Below are 18,621 nucleotides of genomic sequence, written 5' to 3'. Positions count from 1 at the left end.
ATCCTTGATGCCGCAATGGCACGCGATTTGCGAGCAAGGCTGGCAGAGACGAAGAGAGGATACGATCATGAAAAACACTTTGACGAACTTCCTCGCCGACGAATCCGGCGCGACCGCGATCGAATACGGCCTGATCGCAGCCGGCATCGCGCTCGCCATCATCACGATCGTGAACGGCATGGGCAGCAGGCTCAACGCAAAATTCGGGTCGATCAGCTCGTCGCTGAAGTAGCGGCCTGCGATCAGGCGCGGTAGTGGCCGGACTTACCGCCAAGTTTTTCGATGAGGTGGATGCCCTCGATGCGCACACCGCGCTCCACCGCCTTGATCATGTCGTAGATGGTGAGGCAGGCGACGGAAACTGCCGTCAGCGCTTCCATCTCGACGCCTGTGGGGCCGGTCACCTTCACGCTGGCGCGGACCACACAGCCCGGCAGTTTCGCGTCGGGTTCGATGTCGACCGTCACCTTCGACAGCGCGAGCGGATGACAGAGCGGAATCAGCTCCGAGGTGCGCTTGGCCGCCATGATGCCGGCGATGCGCGCGGTGCCGAGTACGTCGCCCTTCTTGGCATTTCCCGAGACGATCAGATCGAGCGTTGCCCTGGTCATGACGACGCGGCCTTCCGCGACTGCGAGCCGCTCGGTCGCGGGCTTGTCCGACACATCGACCATGCGTGCCTCGCCCGAGGCGCCGATATGGGTGAGGGCAGGGATCGCCTTCTTCGCCGGCTTGCGCGCCATGTCAGCGCGTGCCCGTCGCACGCGACGTGGTCTCGCGCGCAAGCAGCGTGCGTGTAGCAGCGGTCACGTCGGCCTGACGCATCAGGCTCTCGCCGACCAGGAAGGTCGACATGCCGACGCGCTCAAGCCGGGCGAGGTCCGCGGGCGTGAAAATGCCACTCTCGCCGACCATGAGCCGTTCCCCAGGGATCAGCGGCGCCAGCGTCTCGCTGGTCGCAAGCGTGGTCTCGAAGGTACGCAAATTGCGGTTGTTGACGCCGATCATCGGCGAGCGGAGCTTGAGCGCCCGATCGAGCTCGGCGTGGTCGTGGATCTCGATCAGGACGTCCATGCCATAGGCGATGGCGGCGTCTTCGAGATCCTTGGCCGTCGCATCGTCGAGTGCGGCCATGATGATGAGGATGCAGTCGGCACCATGCGCGCGCGCCTCCGCCACCTGGTAGGTGTCGAACAGAAAGTCCTTGCGCAGCACCGGCAGCGAGGTTGCCGCGCGCGCCGCCATCATGAAGTCGAGATGCCCCTGAAACGAGGGCGCATCCGTCAGCACCGACAGACAGGCGGCGCCGCCCGCTTCATAGGCCTTGGCGAGCAGCGGCGGATCAAAATCCGCGCGGATGAGCCCCTTCGACGGCGAGGCCTTCTTGACCTCGGCGATCAGCGCGTAATCGCCATTGGAGATCTTGCTCCGGATTGCGCGCAAGAAACCGCGCGGGGCGGCTTGCGCCTTGGCCTTCGCCTCGACCGCCGACAGCGGCTGCGCGCGCTTGGCGGCCGCGATCTCCTCGCGCTTGTAGACTTCGATCTTGGTCAGGATGTCCGACATGGGGAGGCTCAGCCGTTTGAGACCGCGATCAGATGTTTCAGCCGCGCGCTCGCCGCGCCGCTGTCGAGCGACTTTGTCCCGATCGCGACCCCTTCCCTGAGGTCCTTGGCACGTCCGGCCACGATCAGTGCGGCCGCTGCGTTCATCAGCGCGACGTCGCGATAGGGGCTCGGCTTGCCGTCGAGTACGCTCTGGAGCGCAATCGCATTGGAGTCGGCGTCGCCGCCTTTGAGCGCGCCGGGCTCGCAACGCGGCAGGCCGGCATCCTCCGGCGTCACTTCGAAATTCCGGATCTCGCCATTGTGGAGCGCGGAGACGAAGGTCGGGCCGGTGAGGGTGATCTCGTCCAGCCCATCGGAGCCGTGCACGACCCAGGCGGATTCGGAGCCGAGGTTTTTCAGCACCTGCGCCAGCGGCTGCACCCATTGCCGCGAGAACACGCCGACCATCTGCCGCTTGACGCCGGCCGGGTTCGACAGCGGTCCGACCAGATTGAAGATTGTGCGGGTGGCGAGCTCGACCCGGGTCGGACCGACGTTCTTCATGGCCGGGTGGTGAGCGGGCGCGAACATGAAGCCGATGCCGCATTCGCGCACGCAGCGGCCGATCTGTTCGGGCTTAAGATCGATCTTCACGCCGAGCGAGGCCAGCACGTCGGCCGCGCCCGAGCGCGACGACAGCGCACGGTTGCCGTGCTTGGCCACCGGCAGGCCGGTGCCCGAGACGATGAAGGCGGCGCAGGTCGAGACGTTGACCGAGCCGGAGCCGTCGCCGCCGGTGCCGACGATATCGACGGCGTCAGCTGGTGCAGTGACGGTTAGCATCTTCGACCGCATCGCCGAGACCGCGCCGGTGATCTCGTCGACGGTCTCGCCGCGCACCCGCAGCGCCATCAAGAGGCCGCCCATCTGCGAGGGCGTGGCCTCGCCCGACATCACGGCGTCGAAGGCGGAGGCCGCTTCGTCGCGCGACAGGCTGGCGCCGGTCGCCACTTTTCCAATGATCGATTTCAGGTCGTCCATCGCGTGCTTTCAACTTACTGGTTCGCGCCCGTCACCTGCGCGAAGGCGGCCTGATTAATGGTGGTCCCGATATCGGTTTGAAGCTTGTTGACGTAGGATGCAACCTGCTCGTCGGTCAACGCGCGGTCGATGCTGTCCTTCAGCTTCTTGATGGCATCGGAGGCGGCATCGACCGCTGGCTCGATGATGTCGGTGACGCGGAAGACGATGACTTCGCCGCCGCCGGCCACGGGCGTCTGCCCGACGCCATCCTTGGCAGTGCGGAAGGCGGCCGCAACCACGTTCGTGGGCACGCCGGCGGGGGAGTCGTCGCGCTTGAAGCCGGTCGCGGTCTGGACCGTGGCGCCGACGGCGGCCGCCTCGTCAGCGAGCTTGCCGCCCTGTTCGAGCTTCTGCACCATCTCGCTCGCCTTGGTCTTGAGCTTGGCGGCGATCTGGTCCTGGCGCCAGCGCGCCTCGACCTGGTCGCGGACCTCGTCGAGATTGCGGTCGCGCGACGGCGTGGTGGCGAGCACGTCGTACCAGACATAGCCGCCGCGGAACGAGATCGGATCGTTGTCGACGCCGACGTCGCTGTTGAAGGCCTGCGACACCACGTCGAGGCCCTGCGGAATGCTGGCGACGGGCTGACCGTCCGGCGCGCGGCCGGAGCGATCGACGGCGTCGACGGTCACGGCTGCGAGCCCGAGCTTCTGCGCCGCGTCGACGACGCTGGTGCCGGCGCCGCGCTCGTCTTCCATCTTGTCGCGCAGCTCCGCGACCTTGATGCGTGCACGCTCGGTTGCGATCTCGCGCTTGATGCCGTCGGCGAGGCTGGCGTAGTTGGCCTCGACACCCGGTTCGATTTTGTCGACCTTGACGATCGCGGTGCCGAGACGGCCCTCGATCGGCTGGCTGATTTCGCCGGCGGGAAGTGCAAAGACAGCGTCGCCAATCGCCGGATCGAGCGACGACTTGGTCACCAGCCCAAGATCGACGTCGGAGGCGCTCAGTCCGCGCTCCTTGCCGAGATCCTCGAACGACAGCCCGCCGGCGAGGCGCTCACGCGCGGCCTGCGCCTCGGCGGCGTTCGGGAATACGATCTGGTGGATCTGGCGCTTCTCCGGCGTGCCGAGCTGGTTCTTGCGCTGGTCGAACAGTTTTTTCGCATCGTCGTCGGAGACCTGGCTCCACTTGCCGATCTCTTCTGGCGAGATCACGACGAAGGCGATCTTGCGAAATTCAGGCGCGCGGAACTGGACCTTGTGGTCCTCGAAATAGGCGGCAAGCGCCTCGGGCGAGGGCGCGTCGATGGTGCCCGCCTGCGCTGCGTCGAGCTTGACGAACTCGATCGCGCGCTGCTCGTTCTGGAAACGCGTCAGCACCTCGAGCATGGCCTTGGGCGGCTCGAGTCCGGCGCCGATCGTGCCGGTGATCTGCCGGCGCAGCGACACCTTGCGCTGCTCGGCCACGTAGCGCTGCTCGGTGTAGCCGAAATTGCGGATCATGGCCTGGAAGCGGTTCGCATCAAAGGCGCCGCCGACGCCTTTGAAGTTCGGATCGTTCATGATGAGCTGGCGGATCTGGTCGTCGGACTGGCCGAGCCCGAGCCGGCGCGCCTCTTCGTCAAGCGCTGCTTCCGCAATGGTCTGCTGGAGCACCTGGCGGTCGAGGCCGAAGGCGCGCGCCTGGTCAGGCGTGAGCGGGCGGCCGAACTGGCGGCTGATCTGCTGGAGGCGGTCGGTGTAGATCTGGCGGAACTCGTTCAGCGAAATCTCGGTGTTGCCCACCTTGGCCACCGTGGACTGCCCGAAGCCCTTGAAGATGTCGGCGATGCCCCAGACGCCGAAGCTGATGATCAATACACCCATCACCACGGCCATAATGGTCTTGCCGACCCAGTTTGATGAGGCCTTGCGCATTCCTCGAAGCATTTGGTCCAACTTGTTTGGCAGGAGGGGAACGGGAGCGCGTCTTAATGCAGATTCCGCAAGAGCGCGTCACCAAATTGATATGGCATCATAAAGTGGCGGCTTTCCCCCCGCAACCTCAGGTCAGGCCGGTGCCTGGTCCTGCGGTTAAAAGCCCCTGGTCTCTGGAACTGCCGCGGCACCTCTGCTAGCGCATGGACAAACCTCATTTTGCTGGAATTTGACATGACCGACGCCATCCGACCGCTGATTGCCGGCAACTGGAAAATGAACGGCCTCACGGCCTCGACTGCCGAATTCGACGCCATGCTCAACGGTGCGGCAGAGGTGGCCGGCAAGGCCGATCTGCTGGTCTGCCCGCCGGCAACCCTGATTGCGGCCTTCGCCGAGAAGGCGCGCGGCAAGGCGGTGACCGTTGGGGCGCAAGACTGCCATCCCAAGACCTCAGGCGCTCATACCGGCGATATCGCTGCCGAAATGCTGGCGGATGCGGGCGCGAGCGCCATCATTGTCGGCCATTCCGAGCGCCGCGCCGACCATGGCGAGAGCGACGCCCTGGTGAAGCAGAAGGCCGAGGCTGCCTGGCGGGCAGGGGTGGTTGCGATCGTCTGCATCGGCGAGACGCAGAGCCAGCGCGATGCCGGCCAGACCCTCGACATCCTGCGCGGCCAGCTCAATGGCTCGCTGCCGGACGGCTCCACGGCCGCCAATTTGGTTGTGGCCTACGAGCCGGTCTGGGCGATTGGCACGGGTCTCACGCCCACCGCTGAGGATGTTGAGCAGATTCATGGCTTTATCCGGGAGTTCCTGACCTCCCGGTTCAAAGCGGACGGTGCCAGGATGCGCATCCTCTATGGCGGCTCGGTCAAGCCATCGAATGCGGCCGAGCTGATGGCGGTCAAGAACGTCAATGGCGCGCTGGTCGGCGGCGCCAGCTTGAAAGCGGCCGATTTCCTTGCGATCGCCAAGGGCTGCCCCTAGCTAAGCTCGGGGCGCGATCGGGACCGATCGGGGGTGGCATTGCCGTTTCCGATCGTGTAACACCGCGCAACTTCAGGAAAACCCGCGAAGCGCGATCGGCTGCCGGTACCGGCGCTGTCGGCTTGTGACGGAAGGATACTATGCAGACCGTTGTCATCGTCATCCACCTCATGATCGTTGCCGTCATGATCGGTGCCGTCCTGCTTCAGAAATCGGAAGGCGGCGGCCTCGGCATGGGCGGAGGCGCGGGCTTCATGTCGAGCCGCGGCACTGCGAATCTCTTGTCGCGCACGACCGCGATCCTGGCTGCCGGTTTCTTCGTAACCAGCCTGTTCCTGTCCTGGTACGCGGGCTACAACCGTGCGCCCTCGTCGATCATCGGGGCGCCGGCGTCGCACACCCAGCCGGCCGGAGGCGGGCCGATCGCACCGCCGACCTCGGGCGGCATCCTGGATTCGCTGAAGAAGGCGGACGAACAGCAGCAGGCGCCGGCAGCGCCGAGCGGCCCGCAGGTGCCGCGTTCGCAATAAAGCAGGGGGGCCATGCAGGGCGGCTGCTACCGTCCTGCATCAACAATCCCCATCAAGACCCTGTCACCACTCTTAGTTTTGGCTCACCCACAGGCCCGCAGATTCTTTGGGGCGGAATACGAATCGCTTTGGCGAATCGAATTCGAGGGATTAGAGGTTAAGCCCCATGGCGCGGTACATATTCATCACCGGCGGCGTGGTTTCTTCGCTCGGCAAGGGTCTGGCTTCAGCGGCACTCGGTGCTCTGTTGCAGGCCCGGGGCTACAAGGTCCGCCTCCGCAAGCTCGACCCCTATCTCAACCTCGATCCCGGAACGATGTCGCCGTATCAGCACGGCGAAGTGTTCGTGACGGATGACGGCGCGGAGACCGATCTCGATCTCGGTCACTACGAGCGCTTCACCGGGCGGCCTGCGACAAAGCAGGACAACATCACCACGGGGCGCATCTATCAGGACATCATCACCAAGGAGCGTCGTGGCGATTATCTCGGCGCGACCATCCAGGTGGTTCCGCACGTCACCAACGCCATCAAGGAATTCGTTCTCTCCGGTAACGACGACTACGACTTCGTGCTGGTCGAGATCGGCGGCACGGTCGGTGACATCGAGGGCCTGCCGTTCTTCGAGGCGATTCGCCAGCTCAAGAACGAGCTGCCGCGCGATCACGCCGTCTACATCCATCTGACGCTGCTCCCGTACATCCCGAGCGCCGGCGAGCTGAAGACAAAGCCGACGCAGCACTCGGTGAAGGAGCTGCGTTCGATTGGCATCCAGCCGGACATCCTGCTTTGCCGCACCGATCGCGAGATCCCGAAGGAGGAGCGGCGCAAGCTCGGCCTGTTCTGCAACGTGCGCGAAAGCGCCGTGATCGAGGCGCGCGACGTCGACAACATCTACGCTGTCCCCGAGGCCTACCACAACGCGGGCCTCGACGACGAAGTGCTCGCCGCCTTCGGCATCGGCTCGCGGATTCCACCGCAGCTCCAGAGCTGGCAGAAGATCAACGAACGCGTCCGCAATCCCGAGGGCAACGTCACCATCGCCATCGTCGGCAAATATACCGGCATGAAGGATGCGTATAAGTCGCTGATCGAGGCGCTCTCGCATGGCGGCATCGCCAACAAGGTGAAGGTCAATCTCGACTGGATCGAAAGCGAGATTTTCGAGAAGGAAGATCCGGCGCCGTTCCTCGAGCACGTCAACGGCATCCTGGTGCCCGGCGGCTTTGGCCAGCGCGGCGCGGAAGGCAAGATCCGCGCGGCGCAGTTCGCGCGCGAGCGCGACGTGCCGTATTTCGGCATCTGCTTCGGCATGCAGATGGCCGTCATCGAAGCCGCACGAAATCTCGTCGGCATCGAGGAGGCCAACTCCACCGAGTTCGGCCCGACCAAGGAGCCCTTGGTTGGCCTGATGACGGAGTGGCTGCGCGGCAACGAGCTCGAGAAGCGCACCAACGCCGGCGATCTCGGCGGCACGATGCGGCTCGGTGCCTATCCGGCGGCGCTCAATCGCGGCAGCCGCGTCTCGCAAGTCTATGGCGGCGCGACCGAGATTTCCGAGCGCCACCGCCACCGCTACGAGGTCAACACTGCCTACAAGGATCGCCTCGAGCAGCACGGCCTGAAATTCTCCGGCCTCTCGCCCGATGGCGTGCTGCCGGAGATCGTCGAGTACGAGGATCACCCCTGGTTCATCGGCGTCCAGTTCCACCCCGAGCTGAAGTCGCGCCCCTTCGAGCCGCACCCGCTGTTTGCATCCTTCATTCAGGCGGCGATGGTGCAGTCGCGGCTGGTGTAGCTCTTTCTCGGCCTTTGACGATCGCGCAATTTGTTGCGACAACTCGCTGCCGCAAGAACAACAATACTGGGAGTGAATTCCAATGATCTACGAAATGCGCATCTATCGCTGCGTGCCCGGCCGCTTGCCGGCGCTGCTGAAGCGGTTCGAGACGGTCACGCTCAAGCTGTGGGAGAAGCACGGCATCAAGCAGGCCGGGTTCTTCACCACGCTGATCGGTGAATCCAACCAGGAGCTGACCTATTTCCTGGCCTGGGAGTCGCTCGCCGACCGCGAGGCGAAGTGGGGCAAGTTCATGACTGACCTGGACTGGATGAAAGCACGCGCCGAGAGCGAAGCGGACGGCCAGATCGTCGGCAACATCGTCAGTCAGTTCCTGACACCGACCGCCTTCTCGTCGGTCAAGTAGCGGCTGTCCGGCATGGGCTGCGGCGGGGCCCCCTCGCGCAACCCTGATATTCTGATAGCCCCGGACGAATGGGGTTGATCGCCCCCTCATCGCCGCTATGGTCGCGGCGAAACGAGGGATATTGGCCTTGAGCTCTTCGAATTCAGCGGCCCCGGTCGTTACCATTGGCACGGTCAAATTCGGCAATGATCTGCCGATCTCGATCATTGCCGGGCCATGCCAGCTCGAAAGCCGCCAGCATGCGCTGGAGGTGGCCTCAGCGCTGAAGGAGATCGCGGCGCGGCTGAACGTCGGCCTCGTCTACAAGACCTCGTTCGACAAGGCCAACCGTACCAGCGCTTCGGCGGCGCGCGGCCTCGGGCTTGCGCAGTCACTGCCGATCTTCGCCGAGATCCGTTCATCGATTGGACTACCCGTGCTGACCGACGTGCACGACGCCGCGCAATGCGCCGAGGTGGCGCAGGCGGTGGACGTGTTGCAGATCCCGGCCTTCCTGTGCCGCCAGACCGATCTGCTGCTCGCGGCGGCCGCAACCGGCAAGGTCGTAAACGTCAAGAAGGGGCAGTTTCTTGCGCCCTGGGACATGGCGAATGTCGTCGCCAAAATCACCGGCGCGAACAATCCCAATGTGCTCGTCACCGAACGCGGCGCGTCCTTCGGCTACAACACGCTCGTCTCGGACATGCGCGCGCTGCCAATCCTGGCGCGCACCACCGGTGCGCCCGTGATCTTTGACGCCACTCATTCGGTGCAGCAGCCGGGCGGGAAGGGGGCATCCTCAGGCGGCGAGCGCGAATTCGTACCGGTGCTGGCGCGCGCGGCCGTGGCGGTCGGCGTCGCCGGTGTCTTCATCGAGACCCATCCCGATCCCGATCATGCGCCTTCGGACGGGCCCAACATGGTGCCGCTGCGCGAGTTCGAGGGGCTCATCCGCAAGCTGATGGCGTTCGACGCGCTGGCCAAGAGCACTCCGCGCTGATGCACCAGCCTGTGACCGGGCCGTCGTCCGACCAGAAGTTTCCACCCGCGATCAACATCATCGCGCTCGCCGGATTCTCGGCGGCGTTGTCGACGCGAGCGCTTGATCCTGTCCTGCCGCATGTCGCGGAGGATTTTGCGGTCAGCATCACGACAGCGGCGAGCGTTGCGGCCGGCTTTGCCTTGATCTACGCGCTGGTTCAGCCCGCTGTCGGAGCCGCCGCCGATCTGTTCGGCAAGGCGCGATTGATGACGCTGTGTCTGGCGCTGCTTGGCGTGGCCTGCATCCTGGGCGCGCTCGCCACGTCCTTCTCGGGCTTGTTCGCGAGCCGCATCCTGGCGGGGATCGCTTCGGGCGGCGTGTTTCCGGTCGCCCTCGGCCTGACCGCCGACCTCGTCGCGCCGGCCAAGCGGCAGGTCGCGATCGGGCGCACGATGGCGGGTTCAATGACCGGCAATCTCCTTGGCGCGTCGGCCTCCGGCATCATCGGCGATCTCATCGGCTGGCGAGGTGTGCTGGTGGTTCTCGGTGCGCTCGGCCTGATCGCGGCCGCGGCGGTGGCGGTGGGCTTTCGCGGTGCCGCTCTTGCCGCTCCGCCGAAGACCGACTTCAAGACCTTGCGGCAGGGCTACCGCACCATCTTTGCCAATCCCAACACGCGCTACTGCTACTCGGCCGTGTTCGTCGAGGGCTGCTGCGTGTTCGGCCTGTTTCCCTTCATCGCCGCGCTTCTGTTTGATCTCGGTGAGAAGTCGCTGTCGATTGCGGGCATCGTGATCGCGGGTTTTGCAATTGGCGGGCTGTTCTACACCTTCACGGTGTCGCGCTTCCTACCGCTGCTCGGCGTCAAGGGGATGATGATCGCGGGCGCGAGCCTCGTGGCGCTCCAGCTCGGTGCGCTCGCCTTCGGTCCCGGTTGGAAGCTCCAGTTCGTCAGCATGCTGGCGATGGGCTGGGGCTTCTACATGATCCATGGCTGTTTGCAGGTGTTCGCCAGCGAGCTGTCGATCGGAGCGCGGGCGACGGCGATGTCGCTGCATTCGTTCTTCTTCTTCATGGGACAGACCGTCGGACCGCTGGCCTATGGCCTTGGCCTCCAGCACGGCGGCAAGGTGCCGACCCTGATGACGAGTGCCGCGATCATGGTGGTTCTTGGGCTCGTCTGCGCCCGGCTGCTCAAACAGCGGGCGCCGTCCGACGCGCGGGCCTGACGGAAGTATCGAATTACCGATGTCCGTATTTTTCCGGGAAAGAACGGTAGCGGCATCCCTTCAATCTTAAATCAAATCTCACCCTTCGATTCGTAGAGTGCCGCCAAGCCGTCGGTTGCGGCATCACTCCATCGGATCGTCAGATGCAAAAGCAACGCTCGGTCGCCCGCATTCTCGGGGCAGTGGTCGGTTCTCTCGGTATCGTCCTCGTCCTCATCTGCACCTACAGCCTGAAGCAGGCGGTCAGCCGCTATGCCGACAGCAACCGCATCGTGTCACTTGCGATCGCGAGCCGTGACATGACCAATGCGCTGGTGGTGTTCCGGCTCGAGCGCGGAGATACGCTGAGCAATCTGTCGGCGCCCGTGCCGACCCCTGAGAACACGCTCAGCGCCATCGCCGACATGCGCGCGGTAGCCATCAAGAACTATGGGCAGGCGCTCCAGACCCTCGAGCAGCTCGATCTGCCCGGCCTCGCCGAGCGCGTGCAGAAGCTGCGTGGCACCTGGCAGGACGTCGACGGCCTGCGGGCGCGCTCCACGGCAGCGCTGCGCCAGGAGAAGGCGGCGCGTGATGCGACCCTGACCCCGGCCTGGGCCAAGGCATCCGACGCCTATATGGATGCGATCGGCGAGGTGACCGCGCATCTGGACAACAGCATGACCCTGATCGATCCGGTCGTCGACCGCCTGCTGCTGGTCAAGCAGTCGGCCTGGCTGACCCGCGCGACGGTCGGCCAGACCATCCTGTCGCAGTTCAGCACGATCCTGGCGAACAAGTCTTGGGCCGCCTCCGACGGCACCGATTTCGCCGATCTGCGCGGGCGCTCGCAGGCGGCCTGGAGCATCGTGCGGAATCTGAGCGTGAATGCCGCGTCGCCTGCGCTGTTGCAGGCGATCCGCGACGCCGAGCCGAACATGTCCGGCGAACTCTATGACGAGCGTAACACCGTTGCAGCCCGCTTGTTGAAGGGCGAGCCCGCCGGCATCACCGGTCTCGATTTCCGCAACCGCCAGCTTGCCGGCGCCGAGAAGCTCGTCATTGCCACCCAGTCTGCGCTCGCCAACATGATCTCGCGTGCGGAAGAGGACACAGCGCAAGCGCGCATCGGCCTGATCCTGTTCGGGCTCCTGCTACCGGCCTCTCTCGCGCTGACGATTGGCGGGCTGATGCTGATGCGCAACCGCGTCACCCGGCCGCTGACCGCGATCACCGGCATCATGACCCGCTTCGCAGCGCATGATTTCGCCAGTGAGGTGCCGGGCCTCGACCGCAATGACGAGATCGGCCGCATGGCCGCGGCCTTGCAGGTGTTCAAGGATGCCATGATCAACGCCGAGCGTCTGTCGGGTGATCAGGCCGTCGAACGCGCCGACAAGGAGAAGCGCGCGTCCGAGCTCTCGGGCCTGGTGCGGCAGTTCGAAAGCCGGATCGGCCAGATGGTGCAGACGCTTTCGAGCGCCTCCAGCGAGTTGGAGACGACGGCACGCTCGATGTCGGGCACGGCGGCGGAAGCCCAGACCCAGGCCGGCTCGGCCTCGACGCTGGCCGACCAGGTCGGCGGCGGCGTGCAGACGGTCGCGGCCGCGGCCGAGGAGCTCAATGCCTCCATCCGCGAGATCAACCGCCAGGTCGAGCAGGCGAGCCGCGCCACCGAGCAGGCGGTCGTCACCGTCAAGGAGACCGACAGCACCGTGCGCGCACTTGCCGACGGTGCCGACCGCATCGGCGAGGTCATTGGTCTCATCACCTCGATCGCGGGCCAGACCAATCTCTTGGCACTGAACGCGACGATCGAGGCCGCGCGCGCCGGCGAATCCGGGCGCGGCTTTGCGGTCGTGGCAAGCGAGGTGAAGAACCTCGCGTCGCAGACGGCGAAAGCCACCGAAGAGATCAGCGCCCAGATCACGGAGATCCAGGGCGCGACGCAGAAGGCGGTCTCCGCCATCGACGGCATCGTCAAGACCATCGAGGAAGTCTCGAGCATCAATCGCACCATCGCTGCCGCCATCGAGGAGCAGAACAAGGCGACCGCCGAGATTGCCAACACCGTCCAGCACACCGCGGAAGCGACCTCGACCGTCACGCGCAATATCGCCAGCGTCTCGTCAGCGGCGAACGAGACCGGCCGCGCCGCGTCGGGCGTGCTGAAGGCCGCCGCCAATTTGTCGAGCCAGTCGTCCTCGCTCACGGGCGAGGTGGACAGCTTCATCACCAAGGTGCGTGCGGTGGCGTAAGGCTGCCGGGCAGAAGCACAAGTCAGGAAGACCCGCGCGGCATCGGGGTGCGGCGATTCCTGCTTGAGACGACGCGGAATCCTGTCACAAATCCAACGTGGGGCCCATATCGTCAGGCGAAACGAGGCCTCGAGTTCGAGCCGCCCCGCTGAGGACTGGAGATGGTTGCCAGCGACAGCTTCGTCGAGTTCCTGCGCGAGCAGCTCGCTCCGCTCGGACACATCAATGTGCGGCGCATGTTCGGCAAGACCGGCGTGTTCTGTGATGGATTCATGCTCGGGATGGTCCGTGACAACACGCTCTACTTCCGGGTTGATGACGACAACCGGGTGGCTTTCAAGGAAGCGGAGTCGTTTCCGCCGCTCAATTATGAGAAGCGGGGCGGCTCAATCGATCTCTCGTTCTGGCGAGCGCCCGAGCGGCTTTTCGATGAACCCGATGAACTCGTCACCTGGGCGCGCTCGGCGCTGGCGGCGGCACGTCGCGTCGCGCGTAAGAGAGGGCCGACAGCGCCAAAGCGGGCGACCAAGCGGCGGCCTCTGAGATAATCGCTCTGGCCTGGTTAACCCCGCCCGCGATAGGGCGCGACGCCTTGCTCCGGCACCCACAGGCCCTTCGGCACGCGGCCGGTCTGCCAGAACACGTCGATCGGGATGCCGCCGCGCGGATACCAATAGCCGCCGATGCGGAGCCATTTTGGCTTGATCTCGGACGCGATGCGCTTGCCGATCATCACGGTGCAGTCTTCGTGGAAGGCGCCGTGGTTGCGGAAGCTCGCGATGTAAAGCTTGAGCGATTTCGACTCCAGCAGCCATTGGCCGGGCGCGTAGTCGATCATCAGATGGGCGAAATCCGGCTGGCCGGTGACCGGGCAGAGCGAGGTGAATTCCGGCACGGTGAAACGGACCAGGTAATCCGTCCCTCCTTGCGGATTCGGCACGCGGTCGAGCTTCGCCTTTTCGGGCGCATCTGGCCATTCCACGGCACGTCCTAGCTGCAAAGAAGGTGAGTTTGCAGGTGAGGTGTTCGATTTGCTGGGCTTTTTCGACATCAGGCCGCCTCCGTGGTGGCCCTCTTAGCCAATCATCGCGCGGCCGTCACCCGGCCTTTTCCGCTCCGATGCATTGCGGTAGAAGCACCGCCAACTGCCCCCTCCGTTCCCCGAAAAGAGGCCCTCATGACCGCCATCGTCGACATCATCGGACGCGAAATCCTGGATAGCCGCGGCAATCCCACCGTCGAGGTCGACGTCGTGCTGGAAGACGGCGCGCTTGGCCGCGCGGCGGTGCCGTCCGGCGCCTCCACGGGCGCCCATGAGGCCGTGGAACTGCGCGACGGTGACAAGGCCCGCTATCTCGGCAAGGGCGTCACCAAGGCGGTCGGCGCCGTCAATGGCGAGATCTTCGAGGCCCTGAGCGGCATCGATGCCGAGCAGCAGGTCCAGATCGACCAGATCATGATCGATCTCGATGGTACCGCGAACAAGAGCCGGCTCGGCGCCAATGCCATCCTCGGCGTCTCGCTCGCCGTCGCCAAGGCGGCCGCGAACTCGCTCGACATGCCGCTCTATCGCTACGTCGGCGGCACCTCGGCGCGGCTCTTGCCGGTGCCGATGATGAACATCATCAATGGCGGCATGCACGCTGATAACCCGATCGACTTCCAGGAGTTCATGATCCTGCCGGTCGGCGCTTCGAGCTTTGCCGAGGCCCTGCGCTGCGGCGCGGAAGTCTTCCACACGCTGAAGTCCGAGCTGAAGAAGGCCGGTCATAACACCAATGTCGGCGACGAAGGCGGCTTTGCGCCGAACCTGCCGTCGGCGGATGCCGCGCTCGAGTTCGTCATGAACGCGATCGGCAAAGCCGGCTACAAGGCGGGCTCCGACATCGTGATCGGGCTCGACTGCGCCTCGACCGAGTTCTTCAAGGACGGCAAGTACGTCTATGAAGGCGAGGGCAAGACCCGCTCGGTGTCCGAGCAGGCGAAGTATCTCGCCGATCTCGTCGGCCGCTATCCGATCGTCACCATCGAGGACGGCATGTCCGAAGACGACATGGACGGCTGGAAGGAGCTCACCGACCTCATCGGTAACAAGTGCCAGCTGGTCGGCGACGATCTCTTCGTCACCAATGTCAAGCGCCTGGCAGACGGCATCAAGGCCGGTCGCGCCAATTCGATCCTGATCAAGGTCAACCAGATCGGCACGCTGACCGAGACGCTCGCCGCCGTCGAGATGGCCCACAAGGCCGGCTACACCTCGGTCATGTCGCACCGCTCCGGCGAGACCGAGGATTCCACCATCGCCGACCTCGCGGTCGCCACCAATTGCGGACAGATCAAGACCGGCTCCCTTGCACGTTCCGATCGCACTGCCAAATACAACCAGCTCCTGCGCATCGAGCAGCAGCTCGGCAAGCAGGGGCTCTACGGCGGCAAGGCGGCACTGAAGGCGCTGGCATAAGCCAGCGCCTCGAATAGGCAACAAGGGAGGATCGACATGAGCGACGGCAAGAGCGGCCTGCAACTGCGTTCGCTGATCAAGACAAGCGGAGAGCTCGAGATCTCGCTCGTCGACGTGCCGACCCCCGAGCCTGGCCCGGACGAGGTCGTCGTCCGCGTCGAGGCGGCGCCGATCAACCCATCCGACCTCGGGCTTCTGGTCGGCGCCGCCGACATGAGCACGACGAAGGCCTCCGGCACGAAGGACGCTCCGGTCATCACCGCGAAGGTGCCGGAGGGTGCGATGCGGGCGATGGCGGCTCGCCTCGATGAATCGATGCCAGTCGGAAACGAGGGCGCGGGCGTCGTCATCAGGACCGGCTCGTCCGATGCAGCGAAGGCGCTGCTGGGCAAGACCGTCGCCATGATCGGCGGCGCGATGTATGCCCAGTATCGGACTCTCAAGGTGCGCGAGTGCCTGCCGCTGCCATCAGGCACCACGCCGGCGGAAGGCGCGTCATGCTTCGTCAATCCGCTGACGGCGCTCGGCATGACCGAGACCATGCGGCGCGAGGGCCACAAGGCGCTGGTGCACACCGCGGCCGCCTCCAATCTCGGCCAGATGCTGAACAAGATCTGCATCAAGGACGGAATCCCGCTGGTCAACATCGTGCGCAGCAAGGAGCAGGCCGACATCCTGCACAAGATCGGTGCTAAATATGTCGTCGACTCCTCTGCGCCGAGCTTCCTCGGCGATCTCACCAACGCGCTGGTCGAGACCGGCGCCACCATCGCCTTCGACGCCATTGGCGGCGGCAAGCTCGCGGGCGATATCCTCAACTGCATGGAAGTCGCGATCAACAAGACCGCGAAGGAATACAGCCGCTACGGCTCCAACGTGCACAAGCAGGTCTATGTTTACGGCGGACTCGATATCCGCCCGATCGAATTGCCACGCGGCTTCGGCATGGCCTGGGGCGTCGGCGGCTGGCTGCTGTTTCCGTTCCTGATGAAGATCGGGCAGGCGGACGGCGCGAAACTTCGCCAGCGCGTGGTCGACGAGTTGAAGACGACCTTCGCTAGCCATTACACCAAGGTGGTGTCGTTGCAGGAGACGCTCGAACCGGCCAACATCGCGGTCTACGCCAAACGTGCCACCGGCGAAAAATTCCTCATCAACCCGAATAAATCTTCGTGATGTACGACGGCACATCACCGAAAGAAGGTCTTGCCTTCTGAGCGAAGCGGGAGATTATTCCGCCGCGTTAAAAGCGGAAAAACCGCACAGCGCTCAGAAGGGGACATCTCCATGATAGATCTCAAACGCCGTCACCTGCTCGCAGGCGCCGCCGCTGTCGGCGCAGCTGCCGTGACCGGACTGCGACCAATTGCAACCAATGCGGCGGTGCCGCAAAGCGGCGCGCAGGCGCCGGGCTTCTACCGCTACAAGGTCGGGTCCTACGAGTGCACCTCGATCAATGACGGTGCGCGTTCGTTCCCGATGCCCGACAAGTTCGTCGTCAACATCCCGAAGGAAGAAGCCCTCGCCGCGGCCGATGCTGCCTACATGCCGAAGGGCATGGTGACCGTGCCGTTCAATCCGCAGCTCATCAACACCGGCTCCAAGCTCGTGCTGATCGATACCGGCAACGGCGTCGCCAATCTCGAGGCGAGCAAGGGCGCGGTCGGCCGCACGCTGCAAAACCTTCAGGCTGCCGGCGTCGATCCCAAGACGATCGATGTCGTGCTGCTGTCGCATCTGCATCCTGACCACACCAACGGCATCCGCCTGGCCGACGGCGCGCTCGCCTTCCCGAATGCCGAGATCATGGTGCCGGGCAAGGACTGGGAATTCTGGACCAGCGAAGACAACGCCGCCAAGGCCGAGTCCAATGCGATGATGAAGGGCTACTTTGCCAACGTGAAGAAGACCTTTGCCGGCCTCGAATCCAAGGTGACGAAGTATGATTGGGGCAAGGAGGTCGCGCCAGGCATCACTTCGATCGGGACGCCGGGCCACACGCCAGGTCACACCTCTTTCGCGATCGCTTCGGGCGACGCAAAAGTGCTGATCCAGTCCGACGTCACCAACATCCCGGAGTTCTTTCTGCGCAATCCGGACTGGCACGTTGCGTTCGATACCGACGGTCCCCTGGCGCAGCAGACGCGCCACAAATTCTACGACATGGCGGCGGCCGAGAAGGCAACTGTGATCGGCTTCCACTTCACCTTCCCCTCGGTTGGACATGTCGAGAAGGACGGTGCCAAATACCGCCTGATCCCGTCGGCGTGGAATCCAACGATCTGATCGAGGTGACGCAGTTGCGCTAAAGATCGGGCCGCCTCTTGGCGGCCTGATTGTTTTGAGCGACCGTCTGCTTTCGTGAAACGCTGGGTTTCCAAATCCAGCCGGTACATGCACTTGCATCCATTGGCCGGGATCGCTTAAGTCCCGCCCCGGCACTCCCGCTCAAGACTTCGAGGACAACCCATGGCCTACAACATCGTCGTAATCGCCGGCAGCCTGCGCAAGGACAGCTTTTCGCTGAAGATCGCCAATGCGCTCACAAAGCTAGCGCCGGCTTCCCTGAAGCTCGAGGTCGTCACACTGGCAGGCATCTCGTTCTTCAATCAGGATCTCGAGGGCGCGCCGCCCGCGGACTGGCTGGCTTTCCGCGATAAGCTCCAGAAGTCGGACGGCGTTATCTTCGTCACGCCGGAATACAACCGCGCGATCCCGGGCGTTCTGAAGAACGCTATCGACGTCGCCTCGCGGCCCTATGGCAAGAGCTCGTTCAACGGCAAGCCGGTCGGCATCGTCTCCAACTCGCCGGGCCCGCTTGGTGGCGTCAGCGCCGCCAAGACGCTCCAGAACATCCTGCCGGGCATCACCGGCCCGATCATGCAGCAGCCGGAGATCTATCTGAACGCGGTCGGCGATGCCTTCGATGCCGACGGCAATCTGGCCAAGGAGTCCCTGAAGCCCGTGCTCCAGGCGTATATCGACGCCTTCGCTGCGCACGTGGCGAAGCATCACGGCTGAGGACGCGCTCTCCGTCATGCCCGGCACAAGGCCGGGCATGACGTTTGGGGCGGGGCATCGGAGCGAGGCCGGGCAGGGGACATTAGCACTCCCTTAACCAAGCTGCCCCATCTTGCCAAAATGGTCTCCCGCGCGCGTCTGAAATCGATCCTGACCGGTCTCGCCCTCTACGCGATGGCGGCCGCCATCGTCGGCTATTTCGGCGTCAACGCCTATACCGGCAAATACGGCCTCAACGCCCGCCAGGAACTCGACCAGGAGATCATCGCGCTGACGAGCGAGCTGGCGCAGCTCAAGCGCGAGCGCGCCAGGAATGAGCAGCGCGTGTCGCTGCTGCGCTCCGAGAAGATCGATCCCGACATGCTGGACGAGCGGGCGCGCTATCAGCTCGACTATGCCAATCCGCATGATCTCGTTCGGATGACCCCGGCGAACTGAACAGAGCGTCCCCGTCGCAAGCGAAGGCTCGTTTTCGCCCCTTTTCGTCATCTGCTTG

19 protein-coding genes are annotated in these 18,621 nt (G+C 64.5%); 14 read left to right on the top strand and 5 right to left on the bottom strand.

Annotation, left to right across the window (positions count from 1 at the left end):
• Window positions 1-67 precede the first annotated feature (67 nt).
• A complete protein-coding gene (locus tag UB31_RS34475; protein WP_045014056.1) occupies window positions 68-232 on the top strand; it encodes a Flp family type IVb pilin in 165 nt (54 codons plus the stop codon).
• A gap of 10 nt (window positions 233-242) precedes the next feature.
• Here the strand turns inward: UB31_RS34475 and moaC are convergent, their stop codons facing one another.
• Genes moaC through UB31_RS34455 form a run of 4 tightly spaced genes read right to left on the bottom strand, consistent with a single transcriptional unit; the run spans window position 243 to window position 4,501 of the window.
• Window positions 243-743 carry a cyclic pyranopterin monophosphate synthase MoaC gene (moaC, locus tag UB31_RS34470; RefSeq protein ID WP_045014055.1) on the bottom strand — a complete coding sequence of 167 codons (501 nt, stop codon included), beginning with the start codon at window positions 741-743 and terminating at the stop codon, window positions 243-245.
• A 1-nt stretch (window position 744) separates the two neighbouring features.
• Entirely contained in the window at window positions 745-1,566 is an 822-nt protein-coding gene (trpC, locus tag UB31_RS34465) for an indole-3-glycerol phosphate synthase TrpC (RefSeq protein ID WP_045014054.1), read from the bottom strand.
• Between the two features lie 8 nt (window positions 1,567-1,574).
• Window positions 1,575-2,588, bottom strand: a complete 1,014-nt coding sequence (gene trpD, locus UB31_RS34460) for an anthranilate phosphoribosyltransferase (RefSeq protein WP_045007569.1) — start codon at window positions 2,586-2,588, stop codon at window positions 1,575-1,577.
• A 14-nt stretch (window positions 2,589-2,602) separates the two neighbouring features.
• Window positions 2,603-4,501, bottom strand: a complete 1,899-nt coding sequence (locus UB31_RS34455; RefSeq protein ID WP_045014053.1) for a peptidylprolyl isomerase — start codon at window positions 4,499-4,501, stop codon at window positions 2,603-2,605.
• A 222-nt stretch (window positions 4,502-4,723) separates the two neighbouring features.
• Here UB31_RS34455 and tpiA point away from each other — a divergent pair, with 222 nt between their 5' ends.
• From tpiA to UB31_RS34415, 8 genes are all read left to right on the top strand, one after another.
• Complete coding sequence (tpiA, locus tag UB31_RS34450; RefSeq protein WP_045014052.1) at window positions 4,724-5,479, top strand: triose-phosphate isomerase; 756 nt, start codon at window positions 4,724-4,726, stop codon at window positions 5,477-5,479.
• Between the two features lie 140 nt (window positions 5,480-5,619).
• Complete coding sequence (secG, locus tag UB31_RS34445) at window positions 5,620-6,009, top strand: preprotein translocase subunit SecG (RefSeq protein WP_045014051.1); 390 nt, start codon at window positions 5,620-5,622, stop codon at window positions 6,007-6,009.
• 166 nt (window positions 6,010-6,175) lie between these two features.
• The gene (gene pyrG, locus UB31_RS34440) at window positions 6,176-7,807 is read left to right on the top strand and encodes a CTP synthase (protein ID WP_045007565.1); all 1,632 of its coding nucleotides are present in this window, start codon (window positions 6,176-6,178) and stop codon (window positions 7,805-7,807) included.
• Window positions 7,808-7,889: 82 nt separating this feature from the next.
• Complete coding sequence (locus tag UB31_RS34435; RefSeq protein ID WP_045014050.1) at window positions 7,890-8,216, top strand: NIPSNAP family protein; 327 nt, start codon at window positions 7,890-7,892, stop codon at window positions 8,214-8,216.
• Window positions 8,217-8,343: 127 nt separating this feature from the next.
• Window positions 8,344-9,195 carry a 3-deoxy-8-phosphooctulonate synthase gene (kdsA, locus tag UB31_RS34430; protein ID WP_045014190.1) on the top strand — a complete coding sequence of 284 codons (852 nt, stop codon included), beginning with the start codon at window positions 8,344-8,346 and terminating at the stop codon, window positions 9,193-9,195.
• Window positions 9,195-10,406, top strand: coding sequence for an MFS transporter (locus UB31_RS34425; protein WP_045014049.1), 1,212 nt, complete (start codon window positions 9,195-9,197; stop codon window positions 10,404-10,406). The genes kdsA and UB31_RS34425 overlap by 1 nt, the downstream gene beginning before the upstream one ends.
• 143 nt (window positions 10,407-10,549) lie before the next feature.
• Complete coding sequence (locus UB31_RS34420) at window positions 10,550-12,643, top strand: methyl-accepting chemotaxis protein (protein WP_045014048.1); 2,094 nt, start codon at window positions 10,550-10,552, stop codon at window positions 12,641-12,643.
• 161 nt (window positions 12,644-12,804) lie between these two features.
• Window positions 12,805-13,191 (top strand): TfoX/Sxy family protein, encoded by a 387-nt coding sequence (locus UB31_RS34415; RefSeq protein ID WP_045014047.1) that lies wholly within the window; start codon window positions 12,805-12,807, stop codon window positions 13,189-13,191.
• Between the two features lie 14 nt (window positions 13,192-13,205).
• Here UB31_RS34415 and queF read toward each other — a convergent pair whose 3' ends face one another.
• Window positions 13,206-13,694, bottom strand: coding sequence for a preQ(1) synthase (queF, locus tag UB31_RS34410; RefSeq protein ID WP_045014046.1), 489 nt, complete (start codon window positions 13,692-13,694; stop codon window positions 13,206-13,208).
• Between the two features lie 126 nt (window positions 13,695-13,820).
• On the opposite strand from queF, the gene eno reads away from it, so the two are divergent.
• From eno to UB31_RS34385, 5 genes are all read left to right on the top strand, one after another.
• Entirely contained in the window at window positions 13,821-15,104 is a 1,284-nt protein-coding gene (gene eno / locus UB31_RS34405; RefSeq protein ID WP_045014045.1) for a phosphopyruvate hydratase, read from the top strand.
• Between the two features lie 36 nt (window positions 15,105-15,140).
• Window positions 15,141-16,280: a zinc-binding dehydrogenase gene (locus UB31_RS34400; RefSeq protein WP_045007557.1), complete on the top strand. Its 1,140-nt coding sequence runs from the start codon at window positions 15,141-15,143 to the stop codon at window positions 16,278-16,280.
• Window positions 16,281-16,391: 111 nt separating this feature from the next.
• Window positions 16,392-17,390 carry an MBL fold metallo-hydrolase gene (locus tag UB31_RS34395; RefSeq protein WP_045014044.1) on the top strand — a complete coding sequence of 333 codons (999 nt, stop codon included), beginning with the start codon at window positions 16,392-16,394 and terminating at the stop codon, window positions 17,388-17,390.
• A 183-nt stretch (window positions 17,391-17,573) separates the two neighbouring features.
• Window positions 17,574-18,125, top strand: a complete 552-nt coding sequence (locus UB31_RS34390) for an NADPH-dependent FMN reductase (protein ID WP_045007555.1) — start codon at window positions 17,574-17,576, stop codon at window positions 18,123-18,125.
• Window positions 18,126-18,245: 120 nt separating this feature from the next.
• Window positions 18,246-18,563 carry an FtsB family cell division protein gene (locus tag UB31_RS34385; protein WP_045014043.1) on the top strand — a complete coding sequence of 106 codons (318 nt, stop codon included), beginning with the start codon at window positions 18,246-18,248 and terminating at the stop codon, window positions 18,561-18,563.
• Window positions 18,564-18,621 lie beyond the last annotated feature (58 nt).

Origin of the sequence: Bradyrhizobium sp. LTSP849 (genome assembly GCF_000938255.1) — a bacterium.
Classification (GTDB): domain Bacteria; phylum Pseudomonadota; class Alphaproteobacteria; order Rhizobiales; family Xanthobacteraceae; genus Bradyrhizobium.
Note: the sequence above shows the minus strand (reverse complement) of the source record. Positions and strands in the feature narration are given on the sequence as shown.

Coding starts and splice junctions, on each gene's coding strand:
- UB31_RS34475 (WP_045014056.1), top strand. CDS start 68: ATGAAAAACACTTTGACGAACTTCCTCGCCGACGAATCCGGCGCGACC.
- moaC (WP_045014055.1), bottom strand. CDS start 743: ATGGCGCGCAAGCCGGCGAAGAAGGCGATCCCTGCCCTCACCCATATC.
- trpC (WP_045014054.1), bottom strand. CDS start 1,566: ATGTCGGACATCCTGACCAAGATCGAAGTCTACAAGCGCGAGGAGATC.
- trpD (WP_045007569.1), bottom strand. CDS start 2,588: ATGGACGACCTGAAATCGATCATTGGAAAAGTGGCGACCGGCGCCAGC.
- UB31_RS34455 (WP_045014053.1), bottom strand. CDS start 4,501: ATGCTTCGAGGAATGCGCAAGGCCTCATCAAACTGGGTCGGCAAGACC.
- tpiA (WP_045014052.1), top strand. CDS start 4,724: ATGACCGACGCCATCCGACCGCTGATTGCCGGCAACTGGAAAATGAAC.
- secG (WP_045014051.1), top strand. CDS start 5,620: ATGCAGACCGTTGTCATCGTCATCCACCTCATGATCGTTGCCGTCATG.
- pyrG (WP_045007565.1), top strand. CDS start 6,176: ATGGCGCGGTACATATTCATCACCGGCGGCGTGGTTTCTTCGCTCGGC.
- UB31_RS34435 (WP_045014050.1), top strand. CDS start 7,890: ATGATCTACGAAATGCGCATCTATCGCTGCGTGCCCGGCCGCTTGCCG.
- UB31_RS34425 (WP_045014049.1), top strand. CDS start 9,195: ATGCACCAGCCTGTGACCGGGCCGTCGTCCGACCAGAAGTTTCCACCC.
- UB31_RS34420 (WP_045014048.1), top strand. CDS start 10,550: ATGCAAAAGCAACGCTCGGTCGCCCGCATTCTCGGGGCAGTGGTCGGT.
- UB31_RS34415 (WP_045014047.1), top strand. CDS start 12,805: ATGGTTGCCAGCGACAGCTTCGTCGAGTTCCTGCGCGAGCAGCTCGCT.
- queF (WP_045014046.1), bottom strand. CDS start 13,694: ATGTCGAAAAAGCCCAGCAAATCGAACACCTCACCTGCAAACTCACCT.
- eno (WP_045014045.1), top strand. CDS start 13,821: ATGACCGCCATCGTCGACATCATCGGACGCGAAATCCTGGATAGCCGC.
- UB31_RS34400 (WP_045007557.1), top strand. CDS start 15,141: ATGAGCGACGGCAAGAGCGGCCTGCAACTGCGTTCGCTGATCAAGACA.
- UB31_RS34395 (WP_045014044.1), top strand. CDS start 16,392: ATGATAGATCTCAAACGCCGTCACCTGCTCGCAGGCGCCGCCGCTGTC.
- UB31_RS34390 (WP_045007555.1), top strand. CDS start 17,574: ATGGCCTACAACATCGTCGTAATCGCCGGCAGCCTGCGCAAGGACAGC.
- UB31_RS34385 (WP_045014043.1), top strand. CDS start 18,246: ATGGTCTCCCGCGCGCGTCTGAAATCGATCCTGACCGGTCTCGCCCTC.